The organism is Brevibacillus antibioticus, from assembly GCF_005217615.1.
Classification (GTDB): Bacteria; Bacillota; Bacilli; order Brevibacillales; family Brevibacillaceae; genus Brevibacillus; species Brevibacillus antibioticus.
Genome location: NZ_SZNK01000001.1, coordinates 173519 through 190281, shown reverse-complemented (window position 1 = coordinate 190281; position 16763 = coordinate 173519). Strand labels below are relative to the sequence as shown.

Here is a 16763-nt window from a genome sequence, read left to right as displayed (position 1 = left end):
ATTTATCGAAACAATACTCCATGTTTGTTCGGGATATATTCTGGGTAATTTTTACGATAAAAATTATCTATCTGGAGCAACAAAGGGTCCCATTCAGGGTATGGTTCAGGGTCTCCAAACACCATCTTTGCTTCTGGGGTATTCATCAATAGTTCTTCAAATTGTTTTGGAGCATACAAATCCATTTGTTTCCTCACATAAAGCAAGAACAAAATTTCAAAAGGATAGAATCCGTATCTGAAGTCACCAAATTCACCTAGTTGTCCTATTTCTGAGGCTAATTGTGAATGATACAACACCATTTTCCCGACCAAATTTTCGATTTCTTCCGAACTAGGTGTTGACCATTTTTCCAACACTTCACTATAAACATCTAGATCTTCAGATATTAAACCGCATTGTAGCCCAGCTTTCTTATACTTTTCTTTAACAGTTAAATGTAATTTTTGATTTGTTCCCATAATTGTTTTATTTCTATATTTCAAGTATAACTCAAGTAAAAACCAAGTATGCTTGTTGTCATCATTAACCTCCATTAAAGGCCCACCGAAATGATCAACAATAAAATCAAATAATATATTTTCTTCTTTCTCCCACCCAAACATCGTGAAATGAATTAAAGATGTTAAAACTCCCTTAAAAGAGTATTCTACTATCATTTGAGGATACCGGATTTTATAAAGATCTTGCCCCATGCACTGATAAAATACTACCATTTGCATGTTTTTTAATCCTTCCACTTGACTTCCGCCATTAGCCAGCACATCGTTTTTCCATTTTGACAAGTGATATGAATAAATTGAGGCTAAATTTATTAGTAAAATATGATCCTTTTCTATGGTATTGTATTCCACTGTATCAGTGATTTCACTCTTGCTATCATCATATTCCTCTTTTATATCTTCATATCGGATACCCTCTGTAAAATTTTCCTTGTATCTTTTATACGCCATTTCTAATTTTTTTGGGTTGAGCATTTTAATTCTCCTTAAGGTTACTCGATTTCTTTACTCCAATCTTTTACTTTTAATTCATCTACTCCGAATCCAGTTTTGGTTATCTTAATATCTGTTTCTACTCTAATAAAATCATATTGAAGTCCTGGATTTTCTTTTTTTAATTTTTTAAATTTCCGCGCAAAATCTGCATACCTTGCATCACCACTATCAATTATATTTTGGAAATATTTTTCTCCGCCCAATTTTTGTTTATCGGAATAACTAAAGCTAGCTGAATCTGATGCTTTCGATTCAATCATTGTTAACTTAGGTGGCGGCCCTTTTGATAAAAATGCCGCGTCTATACCGTTCCTAAGTATTTGGAAGTACTTAAGGTACAGACGACTTATTGGCAAATCCCCCGGCTTAAACGCTACTACGTTTATCTACCCAATCCACCAAAGTGTCGATTAGAACTGTTTATCTTTTGTGAAAGGACAAAATTGACATGAACAAAAAAGCTTACTCCTCCTGGTATGGCAAGTTGGAATAAGCCTTTGAAAGTTTATAAACGTGTTTTTCATGTTTTTTAGTGTTTGGTTTGTCGGTTTTGTACGATCTTGTTGTTAGGCTTGTAAGCCATTTATACTCAAAATTTTTGACAGACTGGGAGACCCAAGCCTTCTAAGTTGAGCCATTAAAGAGATTTACTTTTTATCTCCTCAAACCATTCATCAGCAAAGTCATCAGCCGTTTTTATATCATCATTTGTGTGCACTAAATCATACTTGTATTCAGCTTGAAACTTGCCACTCGTAGCATCATATATTAATTTCATCTCAGTTGGCATGTCTTTTTCAAATTCTTTGCACAATTCTTCGATTTTTTCGATATTATCATTGATAATATTTAATACCATAAACTGTCTTTCTGTAGAAACATCATAACTTTCGTCCCCATCCTCCAATACAACATTCAACTTATGACACTCTACATATTTATTATTCATTAAATAAAAGAAACTACTCGATATCATATCTTCTTCACATGAAGCATAAACATATACTTTATTGGCCCTATCTCCGACATATTCCATACATATAGATATCATATCTGCTTGCAATTCACTAAACCTTTCTTCAAATCCTTTCATAACTACATTCCTCTCCTTTTAAAAATTTTTGAATTTTGCACTACCTGCTTTACCATCAATAGTGTACTTAACAATAAATTTGTCCGGACGCATATTATTACCAGAGTAAACTATCTCAACATCAACTGTTACTTTTTTGGGAGGTTCTTCTTTCAAAGCTGCAGCTCATTTATTTTCGATTTTCTTATATTTCTTCTGATTAACATCTGATAATTGTGAAACCAAATTGTCAATTTTAGGTGAGCCTCCAAATCTATCACCTGCCAAATGTCCTACTTCGTCTTTCCCTTTTATTTTACCCGGTGTATTTTTGCTGTGTGACACTCTTTCTGTTCTCTTTGTTAATTGTAAATTATCCTCCTGGGTTAATAATTGTCTGTGATGGTCAGGGATCGCACATCCTAGAAGACTTGGGTTAGCTAGTCATTTAGGCATTCTGTTTGATATCCAACGATTGGATGCGGGAAAACTAGGTTAGTATAGGGAAGTTCAAAGAACCTGAATCAAAAAGAGGGTCTTTCTCGCCATTAGTTGATAATGGTGGAGATCATTGGGAGTGTACTAAGAACCCAAGAGAACATTAAACCTATCTTCGTATCAGCTGGTCATCGCATTTCCTTAACTACAGCTTGCAAGTGGATATTAAAACTCATACCAAAATATCGATTGCCAGAGACAACTCGGCTATCGGATCAACTTGTTAATAAAGCATTAGCAAACATCCCCGATAATCCTAATTAAAAATAAGAAAAACAAGGGCGGATTTTTGCCCTTGTCTCCCGCTATAAATACTATGACTAAAGAATCTTCTTTAGAGTTGCTAGCTAACTCAAAGATTTTCATATTTGGAATAGTATTCTCTAAACTTCAATAAAATTTTATAGTTGGAATCTGGGGATTCAGGGTCAAGCTTGCGTTTTTCAATTAACTCACTATTCTCACTCCATTCAGTATAGTCTAGTTCAACTCCCCATTCATAATGCCCGATTGATCTTATTGAATCATTTGAATGCCAGTAAGTCCTACGTCCGTGAACTTTCCCTCTTCTTAGTTCATATTCTGTTTGAATTTTTCCATTAGGAAACCGTTCTCTTCGAAACCCATGTGGAAATCCGTCTTTATAGTGAGTCTCCCTTTTGGCCACTCCGTTAGGATATTTAACATATCCAATACCTGTAAAAGGCTGATCACAATAAGTTGTGTCAACGTTCAATAGTCTATACCCATACGGAATTCCTCCACCAGCGTATTGATTCTTTCTAGCTGTGGAAATTCGTCCGTTTTTCGTGCGTTCATTGATCGTGGCACGTTCAAACTCAGCAAAACCGCCAAGCATTTGTAAAAATATTTTCCCTTGCGGAGTCGAGGTATCCATTCGCTCCGTCACACTAATGAACGCCATACCGTTTGGCTCCAGTTCTTCTTCGATCAAGTCCAGCAGATGATTCAATTGACGATGGATACGGTCTGATTTCGTCACGACAATTCCGCCAACCTCATGTTCGGGCTGCTGAATGTAATGCAACATCTCTTGATAACCATCTCGTTCTATTGTGCTGCCGCTAACTCCTTCGTCCTTAAAGATCGCTGCCAGTTGCCAGCCCTGACTCACGCAAAACGCTTCAATCTGCCTTACCTGTTCACTAATGGATGTGTTCTCCATTTGACTGTCCGAGGAGATACGCACATAGCCTACCCATTTCTTGACCTTCGTTTCCTTCATGTAAATGCCTCCTGTTTTTTGTAACACCATACGACCTTACGGAAGGCATTTACAACCCTCTTTATCTTTTTTGCCGCTCGTTAACCGTGATCGTGGTAAGACATCTTTACATTCATTTTTAGATGCCACGCCTTCTGCGGTAGTAAAAAGGAGCGAAACAAAGCGTGTGCTCTGTCTGCTCCTATCTTCATCCTTGAAACTTGCTTCTAGCTTGTTGTAGTATCTCGACCAACTGGTCTAACGAGCCATCGCTTTTCTGCTTCTGCATATCCCTGAGCTTGCCGTTCTCCCGAATCAGTGTCGCGACATTCATCTGCACTTTGGTGATGGCGTCTTCAATCGCTCTGATTTCAGCAGGGTCAGGCTTATCCTTTTGTTCCTCCTGCTGAATACGTATAAGCATACGCCTAATGCGTAATTCTGAAAGCCGATACTCGCTATCCACCTGTACATTCGGGTCGATTGAAACCTGATGGTACAACTCTTGTTCTTCCTCCGTTAGCGTATCTAGCCAGATCGTTTCGTACAGTCCGTGCTTCAAGGCGTTTTTGTTGCCTTTCAGGCTCTCGCTATGTTTCGCCCTGTCCTTCGGACCCGTGGATTTTCCACCATGCAACTTGCAACGTCCATTCTTTAGAGCCGTTTTTTTACAAGCTTCACCGCTTTTCGTCTTGGCTCCACATCGTTTCTGTTCCATTTTTATATCCCTAACCTCACTTCATGGGGTATCGTTTCCCCTACCGGGGGGAGGTCATCTTGCCTCCAAGCTGTTTATCTATCTGTTTCAATACATGTTCACTATTCTTAATCATCATCTTCAAGGAATGACTACTTTAATGCTTTCCTCCTACTCTCTACCCTCTGTTTCTTATGCAACTGAAATGCCTCAAGCTGTTCTGTTTGAGCGATGAACGTAAAACAGTCAAAGTACATATGTGTTAGTTCTGCTTTCGTTTCGATCTCGTGGTGTAACAGTTCCCATAAGAATTCTTCATGTTTCGTCATTGTGCTATTTCCTCCTATGACTTTCGTATTTGGTTGCTCTCGTGGTTTCGTGTCTGTTGTGGTAAAATGTCCTTGGTCGTACATTTGAATGGGTGCGTTACCTACGAGCGTTTGGCTGCATGTGTTATTCCTTGGATTGCTGTACCTTTCGTTCCCAGTATCTGCGCTCGTACTCCTTCGCTTTCAGACGATTCTCCGGCTTCTGTCTCCATTTGCGCCGATACTCACGTTCGTATTGTCTTCTATATTCTCGGCGTACTTACAATGATCTTAGGGGCTTAGTTGTTCCATACGTCTATTCCTCCATCACCAATTCAATAATGTCCTCGTCATCTACAATTTCAATGATTCCTTCCTCGTTTGCCGACTCAATAATCTCCTCTAGTGGTTCAAATCCTTTTATCAACTTCCTACTCAATTCTGTTCCCCTCCAATTCTTCCAGTTTTGTTCGTTGGGATTCCAATAGCTGTTCCGTTTCCTGTATTTGTTCCTTTGCTCGTTGTACCATTAACACAGTTCTCGTTCCGTTTTTTCCAGTTCTATCTGTTGACGGACTAATACGTTTGCGTTGTGCTGTACAGTATCCCTTAATCCAGATGCTTCTCGTTCCAAGCTATCTATACGGCGCAGGATTTCCAGTCTTGGGTGTCCGTCCTTCTGATCTGCTAGATGATTATAATAATCAGCCTGTTCCAGTAGCTTGCTTATTTCTGTTGCTACTTGAGGGTCGGTACTACTAGATCGTCTTAACTCGTCCGCCTGTTGCCGTAACGCTCGTGCTTTCTGACAGTAGCACCTCACTTGCTCCACTATCGTTTCATATTCTGCTTGTGCCTGAGCAATTAAACCCAATGCATCCTCTACTACCTGTTCATGTTTTGCCATTTTCCTTTTCCTCCTTTGATTTTGAGCATACAAAAAAAGCTCATTCCTACTCATAAAATAAGTTGGAAAGAGCTTTGAAAGTTTATCAAGTGTTTGAATTGTTTTGTGTTTGGTTTGTTGGTTGTATTGTACGATCCCCTTGTTGGAGTTGTAAATCTAGTTTACACAAAACTTTTGACAGACCCAGCTAATCATTGTTTTTCTTTCTCAAATGCTCATAAACCAGCTTAAATTGACCGTTTTCAATAACATATCTTCTCGATGAGACCTTTGCATCAATTTCATCCATATATAATAGAGAGATATACGAAAGGTTTTTACAAAGAAAGTACATCATCTTTTCAGGTTCGAGTATCCGATTTAGTTCAAGCAATAACGGGAATTCTTTAAATTCTTCTTCCTGCCAGTCATCGTCAATATAATTATAAACTAGCCTAATACTCTCCGTTTCAGATAAATGAGCAACATTATATTCTCCCCAGTAACTACTTTCGTGCTCTTCAAAGCATATGTTTAAGAGATTTTGTAAGTCTTTACTCACAAGTTCCATATCATCAACACTTATACCAAACTTTAAGTACCTATTTATCATGGTGTCACCATTAAACTTGGTCGTTTAAGAGCTTGTTCTACACTCTCATAGAGCATAAAACTTACAGGACGACCAGCTTCCTTCGATTTCTTTTCTATAATTTCCAACAATCCAAGCCTATCAAGCTGCTTTTCATCGAGCGGCCCTATTCTATTTGGGTCAGTTTTCATTTTAAACCCACCACCTCTTCCAACCTCTAACGCTTCCAAAAATAGATCATCATTAACTAAAGCGATATCAAAATCACTTTTTCTGCCTTGGTCAAATGGTAATCCTTTTTTGTGACTCACTCCCGTCACGGAACTTCCTTGGAATAAAATTTGTGTTCCTTCTGGTAGCTCTTCTTTCAAAGACTTTACAAAGTCATTATATTGCTTAACGTTAGAAAAACCAAAAGGAAGTGGATTCCCAAATTCATCATAAACTCGATTTGGAGGTTTTCCCGTCCCCTCAGGCGGCTTCTCCGGCGGCTTTTGATTCGGCTTCTGCCCATTCGGTCCCCCATATGTTTCACGCCACTTCAGTTGGTTCTCCGTAGGGGCAAGCTCTACCACATCTTTTTTATTCGAGAATTTTATTGGAAACCCTTCCGCCGATTGTAACTGAGGGCCCAAACTATCTGCTAAATTCTGCAAGCCTTCTTGCATATCATCGCGCAGCTTCCTAGCCTTTTGCTTGAGCTGTTCTTTCATCTGTGTTGCCTTGGCTATGACAGCATCTTTTGCGGCCATGACGCTAGCGTACAACTGCTCCTTGATTCGCTGGACGGCTTGCATCACATCCATCTCGTCTAGTGTTTTGCGGGCAGCCGTCCAGACCTTCCCTACGGTACTTTCGACGGCATTTGCTACCGTCTTCACTACATCCGCCGCTGAGTCTGCTACCTCGAGCACTCTCTGTCCCACTTTCGTTCCCTTTAGTGCTTTATGCGCCTTTGCTCCCAGCTTAGCTCCGGTTGCCGCCCAGCCTGCAAAAGGGATACACGCCGCTAGAGATAGCGCTGCTCCTGCATAGTCTCCTCGTGCGAGCGAGATTCCTGCATTCGCTAAGTCCGCTATTTCTCCCAGACCCGGAATGAGTCCCACAACATCCAGCGCTAACTGTACACCATCCAGAAATCCACCCCAGCCAGACTCTTCCTCTTCCTGCTGCTCCTCTTCCTCCTCTTCCTCCTCCTGCGGCAAATCCTCCACAACCACAGGCGCCTTCGTCAGCCCGACCATCTCAATCTTCGGCGCTTGAAGATCCACTTCCCCGTCCAAAATCATGCTGCTGGTGCTGCACATGAGGTAGATCGCTTCTTTGGCCCTGATCTCAACCTTGGTGTCTGACGTAATCTCCATATCCTTTTCCGAGGAAAAAACAATGGGATGCATGCTGTGAATCTCGATGCCGTCCTCTTCATGTAGCTTGATAAAAATATTGCCTTCCTTGCTCTCCTTAGCTGTAAGAACGAGCTCCTTACCGCCCATCATCAACTCTTTGCCAAAGTTGGTTCCCCAGTACTTGATGCCGGGATTGCCCGTTTTCGCCGTGCTGCCCCCGCCTTTTCGCACGGAGCTGACTGCCATGGCGCCTTCTTCATCTGGTGTGGAGAGGTACAGCTTGACGGAGTCGCCCATTTGCGGCATGCAGTGAAAACCGCTATTGCCCTCTGCTGAATAGACCGTAGCATACGGGAACCAGCTCGCCTCTGCCTTGGGCTGCTTCGGATCGATGTCGAGGTGGATTTTGACGGTGTCCTTCTGGATGTCGATGATCTTGCCTTCCAGGGCAGCGCCGCATATGTCATCGTTGCGGATAGGGTTTTGACGGATGCCTGCTTCGGGCATGAGCTGATAGGTGTGAATGAGAAGGGCATGATCGATTCTCGTGGTAGACCCGGCGACTACCAGCTCTTTGCCCTGGTAGTTCGCGCGATCTCCGAGCTGGAGGACCTGTCCGCTTTCTACTTCATAGGTGAGAAAATCGTTTTCCGACATACCTGCCGCATAGCCGTTTTCTGTCGTTTCCATATAGGGAGAAAGCCTTTTGCTAATGGTGTAGCTGGCGTCTGTCAGTTGGGCCGTGCGTCCCTCGGGCAAGCCGAACCAGAACTTTGGCGTATCCGCGACTGCCTCGGCGACGAGAATAGAGCCGAAGCGGGAGGCCAGTCGCTTTAAAAACTCCCAATCTGTCTCCTGATACTGGATGGCAATGGTCCCAAGCGGCGCTCCGTTCGAAGCATGATCCAAATAATCCGAGCCGGGATAGTCCTTCGTGATTTCATCCAGCAGACTGGCATAGGTCATTTGTTTATGCTGAAAAGAGCGCATCTTGCGCTGTCCATCCATTCGCTGTGTATGCGAGACCGCTTCGAGCTCCAAATGGTACACGCCGTGAACAAAATTGACACTGACGGAATCCACGAGGCCTTTGAACAGTGTCTTCGTAAGCGAACCGTTTTCCACCAAATTCAGCGCGACTGTATCCTCGCTCGTCGCCATCTCAATGTAACGGTCACTTTTTTCCTCCGGGATGATTCCGGTGACGAACAATCTGGCATGCTCATTGACTTTCTTCACGATTCTGACATCTTGCAGGCTTTGGATTTCAAAGGGTGAGACCAACTGGATATTCTCGTATCCAGCCAGCTTCTCTGTCGTATTCATACAATCCCCCTCACGATTGCTCCTGTCCGTCGTCTTCGATGCGAATGCAGCCTCCATATATGCACATGTTCGTGCTGGTGTTTAACAGGGCGGGATGGTTTTCCACGAGTACATCTGCCTTGCCTTCTATCCAGGGCATCGTAACCATGGGAATGCATGGCATCGGCTTGAGTACACCGTTGTTAGCAGCAGTTGCAGCTGCAACTGTTGGATTTTTCTCGTATTTGCATTTGCCGAACGGCATGATGTTCACTTGGGGCATATAGTCATTCACGTTCATCTGTGCATGATTGCGAATGTACACGCCATGACTAAACGGCGTTTTCAGCTTGTTCTTCTGGCTCCCGTAGTCGCACGAGAGAATCGCGCCTGCCACGACGTAGCTTTTCTTCGGAGCGGACGACGGTACAACATCGACATCTTCAATCATGGGCATGACTCATTCTCCCCCCTGCTTGCTCTGCTTTTTTCAAGCGGATACCGAAAAAGTCCCTGCGCAGCAAAGCTTCCGCCAGTCGCAAATCGATGATGATATACGGTTCACGAATCCCTTCGATTTGAAAAATCGTATGGCGCCCAACCTTTTCAGGATCGAGAACCAGCCTTTTGAGTGAGCCGTCCCTGTGAAACTCGCTTTGCTCGGACAGGCAGTTCACACGCGGCAGGATCATCAGCCAGTACAAGTCCTGCTTGATCCGCTCCCTGTCTACCAGTACGACAGATTTGACGAACAGCTTCGGCGCGAACTTGTGGATGATTGTCTTTAAGCGGTTGGAATAGAGCGGGATCGGTCTGTCGAGAAAATCCAGATAGTCATTTTCTTTCTTTTGCTTGATGTCAAACTGGATGACGGCCTCGTCTAGCTCCTCCTGATATTCTGTGGTGAGCCACTCCTGCCGGATGACGTCAAAAACGTTGGTTGGCTCTACCGCACTCGCGATACGCTCGTCCTGTGACAAGATGAAATAATTCATGCCTTACTCCCCTCTCGCCAAATGACATGTCGCTCCTGAAGCTCATCCAAAAGAACCGTCTCTCTGATATCCTCCGGGAATATGGCTCTCTCCAGAAGCGCTCTGCTAAAATTCGCTCCCGTCAAAATCGCATCCGTAAAATCCGCGCCCCGCAGGTCGGCTCCGGTAAAATCAGTCAAGGTCAAGTCCGCCCCGACGAAAGAGAGGCCATCAAAACCGGGCATCTCCCACCCATCTGGTTCGAGCAGACCTTTTGGACCGGATGCTTCGCGAAAGCTCGCTCCTCGTAGATTCGCTCCTGTAAAATCCGATCCATGTATGAGACTGTCACCGAAATCAACCGCTCGAAGCTGTGCACGATGCCATCTCGTCCCCACCAGAACACTTTCCCGAAGAGTTGCATTCGTGAATCGACTGTCCGAAAAGTCCGAATAGCGCAGGTCCAACCCGTCGAATTTCCCTTCTGCCAAATCGAGGCCAGCAAAAACCTTGTAGCCGTATTCCAGCTCTTGCTTTTCTTCCAGCCAAGCACGGATCATCTCGGAATCTTTATGGCGAGTGTCCAGACAGTACACGATCTCGCTATGATCCAAATATTCACCGACACGCACCTCCAGCGCCGGCTCCTTGTCCACCTGTTGAAAGACTTCCAGCTGAGCAGCCTGCACCATGGCATAACGGATCAGGTGAACGACATATTGATGAAACTTCTCTGCCTCCACGAGCTTGATCCGTTCGATATCGGGAAGTCTTACGTGTCCGGCATACGCTCTGGCAGCCTCACTCCATTCGTCTGCGAGCCGATCCAAAAAGCGGAATGCCCAGCTCGCATCATAGCTGGTTTGACACTCCACCGGATCGAAAAACCAACTGCTGTCCGTAGCTTCCAGCAAATAATGACTGCTTCCAAGAAGAAGCTCCGTCCGCAGCATGGAATAGGTCAAGTGCGCCAGCTTGCCTTTTTCCCCTCGCTCCTGCATGTCAACGACTCGTCGGCAAACCTCTTCAAATGAACGAAGAAATTCTTTTGCGAGCCTCTCTTTATTCGCCTGATAGTAAGCATCCAAGGCATGCAGGCTGGCGATGGTTCTCTTTGGCACCTCGTCCTCCTTGAAATGCTGCAAGGCTTCCTCTCTCTCCATGCCAATCCCCCCTTCTTCTCACCGTTTTTGCATACACCAAACACACGGTTACCCGCGTGGCAACCATGTGTGTCAATTGGTTTTGAGCTCCTGCCCGACGATGCTTGTATTTCCGTCCATCTTGATGTTGCTCTCTTTGCAGGTGAGACTGATCTCCTCTTTCGCCGAGATAATCACCTTCGTGGCAGAGTCCATCAGGATGTCCTTTTCGGAGACAACCTTGATATTTTTCTTGCTGAAAATCTGGATGCCGTCCGCATCGGTCATGCGAATGAGGATTTCCCCGTCCTTTGCGCTAAGTAATACCTCCGACGGGCTGAACATCAGTTCTTTTCCGTTGGCCGTGCGGAAATATTTGATATCGGGATTCCCGAGCTTGTTCGTTTCGCCCTCGTCTGAATTTTTCCGGACAGAGCTGATCGCAATCCCGTCACTTTCCTTGTTGCTCGGAAAATAGACGCGAACGTAGTCATCGAGCTCCGGCATGCAATACCAACCGCTGTTTCCTTCGGCTGTATAAACCGAGGAATACGGGAACCAGTGCGCTTCGCTCTTGCTCTGGCTCTCATCGATATCGAGGTGGATTTTGACGTTGTCTTTGGAGACCTCAATGACTTTCCCCTGCACCGATGCCCCTACGATGAGCGAATTGTGGAGCGGCTTTTGGCTCATTCCTTTTTTGGACGCGAGCAAATACTTGTGCTTGAGCAAGCCTTTCTTCATCTCGGTATGGGCCTCATACACATATAGGCTCTTCCCTTTAAAATCCACACCGTTGCCCAAATCGAGCACGCGATCCGTCTCTACCTCGTAAAAGATGTAGTCATTTTCATCCACGCCCTTGACCCCGTTTTCCGAGGAATGGCGGAATTCATTCAAATTTTTGCGCACCCGATAGTGAAAATCGTCCAGCTTGCCTTTCGATGCACCCTCTGGCACACCGAAGCTGAACTTCGGCTTTTCAAAAACGGATGCTGGCATCAGTCCGGTCTGAAAACGCGAAGCAAGTCGCTTCAGAAATTGCCAATCCGTCTCCTGATACTGCATGGTAAAGGAGCCCAGCTTCCCACCATTGGAGGCCATGTCCATAATGTCCATGCCTGGGTATTCTCCTGCGATTGTTTTCAAAAGGGCACCGTAGGTCATGGCTTTGTTTTGAAACGAACGGCTCTTGCGCTTCACGTCGAGATTGTACGTAGGCGAGACAGCTTCGACGTACAAATAATACACGTCTCGTACGGCTTTGATGCCTATCTCCAGAACGATCCCCGCAAAAAGCGGCGTGGCGTTGCCGTCGTTATCCACCTGGCTGATTTCGATCGGGGTCTGTGCTTCTGTCATTTCTACATAGCTGTCCTTCAATTCTTCTGGTACGATCCCCGTAAATATCAGGCGGGCATGCTCATTGATCTTTTTCGTAATCGTCAGTTCTACCAGATGCGTCAATTGATAAGGAGAGATTTGCAAATTGTTGTAGGCAATGACAGGAAGACTCACTTTTCCCCTTCTCCCTTCCCATTTTCATCTGAATTGGCGGATACGAGCGACAAGGAATCCATGATTCCCCAGCCTACTGGCTTCCAATCTGACAGCTCCTGCTCCGTGCAATTGAACGTGCAGAGAAGAGCGCGTCCCTGTAGGGAGACAAAGCTGATCAGGTTGTAAATGTCTGTATCCAATGCTGGTGCAACAAACTCGAAAAATCCGACGCTGGTCCCGGTAATCTCACGTATTCCTTCCTCCTGCCAACGAGCGAGCGGCTGTGTTCTCCGCAAAACCTGCTTCATGACATCCATGAAGGCTTTTAGCTGCGCAGGAGAATCCGCCAGCTTGCTCTCGGTATAGGTAAAAGCCAGGTTAATTGAAGCTGTTTCGTTCGTAAAAATCAGGGACGGCCTACGTTCCGATGGATACTTCAGAGCTGCTACTTCTGGACTCATGATGGAAAATGTCTTCGGGAGCCGAATCTGTACGAGATCGTCGAGGACGCGCTTGTCCTCCATGGGAATTCTCTCTTCACCGACTGTAATAAATGATTTGTTCACCACATCCAGTCGGTTTCTGCCCTTGGGACCAAAACGTATTGCTGCTGGCTGTGCATCCTCACCGGAAAGCTCATTTAACATACCGATAATGCTTTCATCCATACGCGCCATTTCCATTCACCATCCTCTCGTTAATCAACAATAACCCGCTGACGCCCCCCTGTTTTCCACTCCGTTTTTGAAGATTTTCCGCCACTCTTGGCGTCATCCAATATACGTGCGAGGTATTTGAGAATCTGTAGGTTCGTGTACTCGCGGTAACCCGTCCCCAGTCTGTTGCCTATATAATGAAGAATAAGTGTCCGCTCTACTCTGTCCGCATTCAAGCACTGCATGGCAAAGGCGAGATCATACGGGTGATTGGTGATAGTTTTGAGTATTTCATTCGCAAAATACCGCAGGATGTTGGGAGCAAGCGTTGGCTCGTTTCTCCCGGCATGTTCGACATGCACGATATTCCACGTGTTGAATTCAGTCGCCATATCGGCTAAGTCCTGATAATCCCCCCGTAGCCTAGCTCCTTGCTTGAGCTTGAAGCGCCCCAACTCCCTTTCATCCTGACGTGACTCTATCTCCTGATCGAGAACATACGACGTCTCGTAAACGTAATAGTCTGTCAGCGAAGTCTCCTCTTGAAAGCGAATCTTGAGCACCGTCTCCATACCTGTAGCCTCATAAGGGACACGCTCTTCGCGTTCAAACAAGTAAATCCGTCCTTGATGCTTGACGATCCCTCTACCGACAGTGAGGTGCCCTTCGCCAATCGTTACATCCATCCCGGAAATAATGCCGTCTGTATAATCTTGAAAGTATAAATCGACAAAATGTCGCGGGTAATCACGCAGATTCTCAAGCATCTCCCGCTTGAGAATTCGACCTTTATGAAAATTGGGATAGAGATGGGAAAACACCGCTGTTCCCCCTTCCTGTTCATTTAAGCTGCCTGGTTATTTGCTCATTTCATCCCGTCAAAGAAATCCAGCTCGGACAAGTCACTCTCAAAAGCAAAGAAAACCTTTTTCCCCAAAGCAAGCTGTTCATTCAGACGAGCTACTGGCACGACATGGAATCCCCACTCGCTGCCGCTCGCAAAAACGAAGTATTTCGACTCGCCATTTTGAATCGAGTCAGTCTCATCCTGCGGGATATGCGTTCCGTACTTACTCGCGATGTCCTCATACAACACGTTTTTGTATTGAGCAGGCTCGTCCATGTACAAGTACCGCTGGCGCAGCTGGCCGTCATTTTCCTTGAGATAAAACTCAACCTCGCTCACGCCGTAGGGACGCGAGATAGAGCCATGCACGAGACTCAGCTTTTCCTGACTGTGAATGAGCACTCTCTCTTGCTTGTTATGCGTGAAGGCGGTCACAGAATACGGGACGATCGGTGCATGATTCGTAATTTGCGCTTCGATGAATCCGGCCTTTTTGGCACTTTGATAGCGCAGTGCTCCACGTAAGCAAGACAGCTTCAGGTCTGGTACCTTGCCCGCATCCTCTGACTTTTGCCGGAACTCGATACTGCGTCCAGGGACGAACTCTTTAAGTGCTTCACGGAAAACATCAATACGGCACGACTGCCCAGTCAGCTTGATGATCGAGAAGTCAGCCAGCCTTCCCTGTTGATAAAAGTCGTCCAAGAAGACGCGCAAAATCTCGTAAATATCGGCCTTGATCAGGTGATTGATCTCTTTGGCATTGAAAACGACATCAGGAAAATCAAACACATCCCGGAAGCGACCATCCTCCCGTATCGACAACACCCATCGCTCGACTGCCGTCAGCTTTAGATCCGGCTCCTGACGATTTTCTGTATCGGATGTGAAGCGATTGCGCAGAATGCCGGTCTGACGGAAAAACTCTTTTTTCATATGGTCAGCGAGGTCCCACAAAAAATGAAAATTGTTGCGAACACGCTGATACTCATCCCGGCTCTTGTTCTCGTACTCCTTGTAGCGAGTCGGCAAAATGACCTCGGCTTCCCGATATCTTGCCTCGAAGCGTTCATAGATGGAGTCGACGCCGTATTCATCCACGTACCGGAATATTTCCGATCCAGGGATGTCGATGATTTGGTCGATGTCGGTCATTTGCCGTCCTTTTCCGTAATAGTCCGCGAAGACGATTTTCATAAATTGCATGATGCGATACGTAATGTTGTTGCCGCCAAAATTGGTGTCGCCGTTTTCATAGGTCGTATCGATATCGATGCGATAGGAGATATGTCCGTCCTCAATCCGGAAATGGCAGGATGACAGATCCGTCGTGCCACCGCCGCAATCGATGACGAGCGCTTGATAGGTCTCCCCGTCCAGAAAGCTGTTTTTGTCAATTTGATCCGCAATCGTGTTAAACAGGACGGCCATACCTTCATCGAGGGCATGCTCTGATTCAATGCGATACTCCGGCAAAATCTCGGTGAACATCTCAAGAAACTGCGTTTTCAGCTTGACCGGACTTGTGATATGCAGATGACGAAAGCGGCATTTGAATTGATGCTCGGCCATTTTAATGACGTGAAGAAGGTACTGGCGCAGGATGTCGCTTCGTTTCACAGTGGCGGTATTTCCTTGGCTGTCCATGACCTCTTCGATCTTGTGATAGCTATTCACCCAGCGCTTGATGCCCTGAAACACGGTCGCATTCGTGCTGTATCCGTTCTTTTTCATGTGCAGCAGTGCTTCATAACCGATGTGAAAGCGAACATCATGTGGAGAGGAGCAATCCGCCACGCTGACAGCCGTCGGCAGCACCTCGATCCATTCCTCGTTTTTTTGCGTTGTATCGGGGAAAGAGACGTAATTGATCGCATTCAAGCGTATACGTCCATTCAACAAGTCGTTGCTGGAAGGGGAGCTGACATACTGATGGTCGAGAAAAGCACCCGCTGTCGTCGAGGAAGTACCAAAGTCAATCGCGAGAACGGCATCTGTTTCTTCCAATTCCCTGATCTCGAGGTCAGTCACCGGTACTTTGTAGTAGTGGAGATTGACAGGCGGCAACGGGTGGTCCTGATGATATGCCTTGTACAAATACTCCGAATCCTGCTTGCGGAAAAAGAGAAGGCTGTAGTTTTGATTGACCGTTTTTCTCAGTTGAGCATCTTGGCAAGCGTGCAGCGTAAAATGCCCGGCTCTCCTATCGTCCTTGTCTTTGCGCAGATGCAGAATACCGCATAGCTCCATATGGTCATTCACCAAAAGCACATTGGATTCGGACAAGCTTTGGGAGGATTCGACAAGATAGTTGTCCAGCCTGTCAATGGCAAGACCCATGTACAAGCACATCTTCGCTGGAATTTTGATCGCATCTACACCCGGCATCGGTGTGTTTAAATATTTGTGGAGTACGGCTTCGAGGCGTTCGACACCACCTGGAACAGCACGCTCAATCAGGAGGTTTTCTTCTGCACCGCGAAAACGCAGAATCGTGTGCAGCAGTCCCTCCCGATCGAGATTGTTCACGACAGAGCCGACCAGCTTTTCCTTGTAACAAATATTGCGGAGCTGAAAGGTCGTCATCTCCATCAGCTCGTCCCGTGTGTAGGTCGCTTCGCCTGGATGATTGCGTTGATTTCCATCCCCGCTGCCTTTTTGGAGATGAAGCTTATATGAATAGGTAGTCATCCCAACTCTCCTCTCTCCCGACCTTC

Annotated in this window: 17 protein-coding genes and 2 pseudogenes; 1 reads left to right on the top strand and 18 read right to left on the bottom strand. The window is 45.6% G+C overall.

What is annotated here, in order from left to right:
* Positions 1-2: 2 nt before the first annotated feature.
* The 4 genes and pseudogenes from E8L90_RS00905 to E8L90_RS00890 all read right to left on the bottom strand — a co-directional run.
* The gene (locus tag E8L90_RS00905) at positions 3-977 is read right to left on the bottom strand and encodes a hypothetical protein (RefSeq protein WP_137027594.1); all 975 of its coding nucleotides are present in this window, start codon (positions 975-977) and stop codon (positions 3-5) included.
* A gap of 17 nt (positions 978-994) precedes the next feature.
* Positions 995-1258, bottom strand: coding sequence for a hypothetical protein (locus E8L90_RS30425; RefSeq protein WP_244297121.1), 264 nt, complete (start codon positions 1256-1258; stop codon positions 995-997).
* 377 nt (positions 1259-1635) lie between these two features.
* Positions 1636-2091 (bottom strand): immunity protein YezG family protein, encoded by a 456-nt coding sequence (locus E8L90_RS00895; protein WP_137027593.1) that lies wholly within the window; start codon positions 2089-2091, stop codon positions 1636-1638.
* An 18-nt stretch (positions 2092-2109) separates the two neighbouring features.
* Positions 2110-2418: pseudogene (locus tag E8L90_RS00890) on the bottom strand (DNA/RNA non-specific endonuclease); the annotation flags it as partial.
* A 41-nt stretch (positions 2419-2459) separates the two neighbouring features.
* On the opposite strand from E8L90_RS00890, the pseudogene E8L90_RS31280 reads away from it, so the two are divergent.
* Positions 2460-2832 (top strand): annotated as a pseudogene (locus tag E8L90_RS31280) (endonuclease V); the annotation flags it as partial.
* A gap of 88 nt (positions 2833-2920) precedes the next feature.
* Here E8L90_RS31280 and E8L90_RS30520 read toward each other — a convergent pair.
* The 14 genes from E8L90_RS30520 to E8L90_RS00825 all read right to left on the bottom strand — a co-directional run bounded on the left by E8L90_RS30520 (position 2921) and on the right by E8L90_RS00825 (position 16737).
* Entirely contained in the window at positions 2921-3814 is an 894-nt protein-coding gene (locus E8L90_RS30520) for a recombinase family protein (RefSeq protein ID WP_244297120.1), read from the bottom strand.
* Between the two features lie 187 nt (positions 3815-4001).
* Positions 4002-4511 (bottom strand): HGGxSTG domain-containing protein, encoded by a 510-nt coding sequence (locus E8L90_RS00875; protein WP_137027592.1) that lies wholly within the window; start codon positions 4509-4511, stop codon positions 4002-4004.
* Positions 4512-4642: 131 nt separating this feature from the next.
* Positions 4643-4819, bottom strand: coding sequence for a hypothetical protein (locus E8L90_RS29830; RefSeq protein ID WP_162309026.1), 177 nt, complete (start codon positions 4817-4819; stop codon positions 4643-4645).
* A 295-nt stretch (positions 4820-5114) separates the two neighbouring features.
* Positions 5115-5237, bottom strand: a complete 123-nt coding sequence (locus E8L90_RS31045; RefSeq protein ID WP_279633642.1) for a hypothetical protein — start codon at positions 5235-5237, stop codon at positions 5115-5117.
* A 90-nt stretch (positions 5238-5327) separates the two neighbouring features.
* On the bottom strand, positions 5328-5705 hold the full coding sequence (locus E8L90_RS00870; protein WP_244297119.1) for a hypothetical protein: 378 nt from the start codon (positions 5703-5705) through the stop codon (positions 5328-5330).
* Positions 5706-5892: 187 nt separating this feature from the next.
* Complete coding sequence (locus E8L90_RS00865) at positions 5893-6255, bottom strand: hypothetical protein (RefSeq protein ID WP_162309025.1); 363 nt, start codon at positions 6253-6255, stop codon at positions 5893-5895.
* 38 nt (positions 6256-6293) lie between these two features.
* Positions 6294-8948 carry a contractile injection system protein, VgrG/Pvc8 family gene (locus E8L90_RS00860; protein ID WP_244297118.1) on the bottom strand — a complete coding sequence of 885 codons (2655 nt, stop codon included), beginning with the start codon at positions 8946-8948 and terminating at the stop codon, positions 6294-6296.
* A 10-nt stretch (positions 8949-8958) separates the two neighbouring features.
* Positions 8959-9384: a DUF4280 domain-containing protein gene (locus E8L90_RS00855; RefSeq protein WP_137027590.1), complete on the bottom strand. Its 426-nt coding sequence runs from the start codon at positions 9382-9384 to the stop codon at positions 8959-8961.
* Entirely contained in the window at positions 9371-9922 is a 552-nt protein-coding gene (locus tag E8L90_RS00850) for an imm11 family protein (protein WP_137027589.1), read from the bottom strand. The genes E8L90_RS00855 and E8L90_RS00850 overlap by 14 nt, the downstream gene beginning before the upstream one ends.
* On the bottom strand, positions 9919-11064 hold the full coding sequence (locus E8L90_RS00845; protein WP_137027588.1) for a pentapeptide repeat-containing protein: 1146 nt from the start codon (positions 11062-11064) through the stop codon (positions 9919-9921). The genes E8L90_RS00850 and E8L90_RS00845 overlap by 4 nt, the downstream gene beginning before the upstream one ends.
* 72 nt (positions 11065-11136) lie before the next feature.
* Positions 11137-12561 carry a contractile injection system protein, VgrG/Pvc8 family gene (locus E8L90_RS00840; RefSeq protein WP_137027587.1) on the bottom strand — a complete coding sequence of 475 codons (1425 nt, stop codon included), beginning with the start codon at positions 12559-12561 and terminating at the stop codon, positions 11137-11139.
* Positions 12558-13226: a hypothetical protein gene (locus E8L90_RS00835; RefSeq protein WP_137027586.1), complete on the bottom strand. Its 669-nt coding sequence runs from the start codon at positions 13224-13226 to the stop codon at positions 12558-12560. Before E8L90_RS00835 ends, E8L90_RS00840 begins: the two co-directional genes overlap by 4 nt.
* A gap of 14 nt (positions 13227-13240) precedes the next feature.
* Positions 13241-14020, bottom strand: a complete 780-nt coding sequence (locus E8L90_RS00830) for a DNA and RNA helicase (protein ID WP_137027585.1) — start codon at positions 14018-14020, stop codon at positions 13241-13243.
* A 44-nt stretch (positions 14021-14064) separates the two neighbouring features.
* Complete coding sequence (locus tag E8L90_RS00825; RefSeq protein ID WP_137027584.1) at positions 14065-16737, bottom strand: acetate and sugar kinases/Hsc70/actin family protein; 2673 nt, start codon at positions 16735-16737, stop codon at positions 14065-14067.
* Positions 16738-16763: the final 26 nt, after the last annotated feature.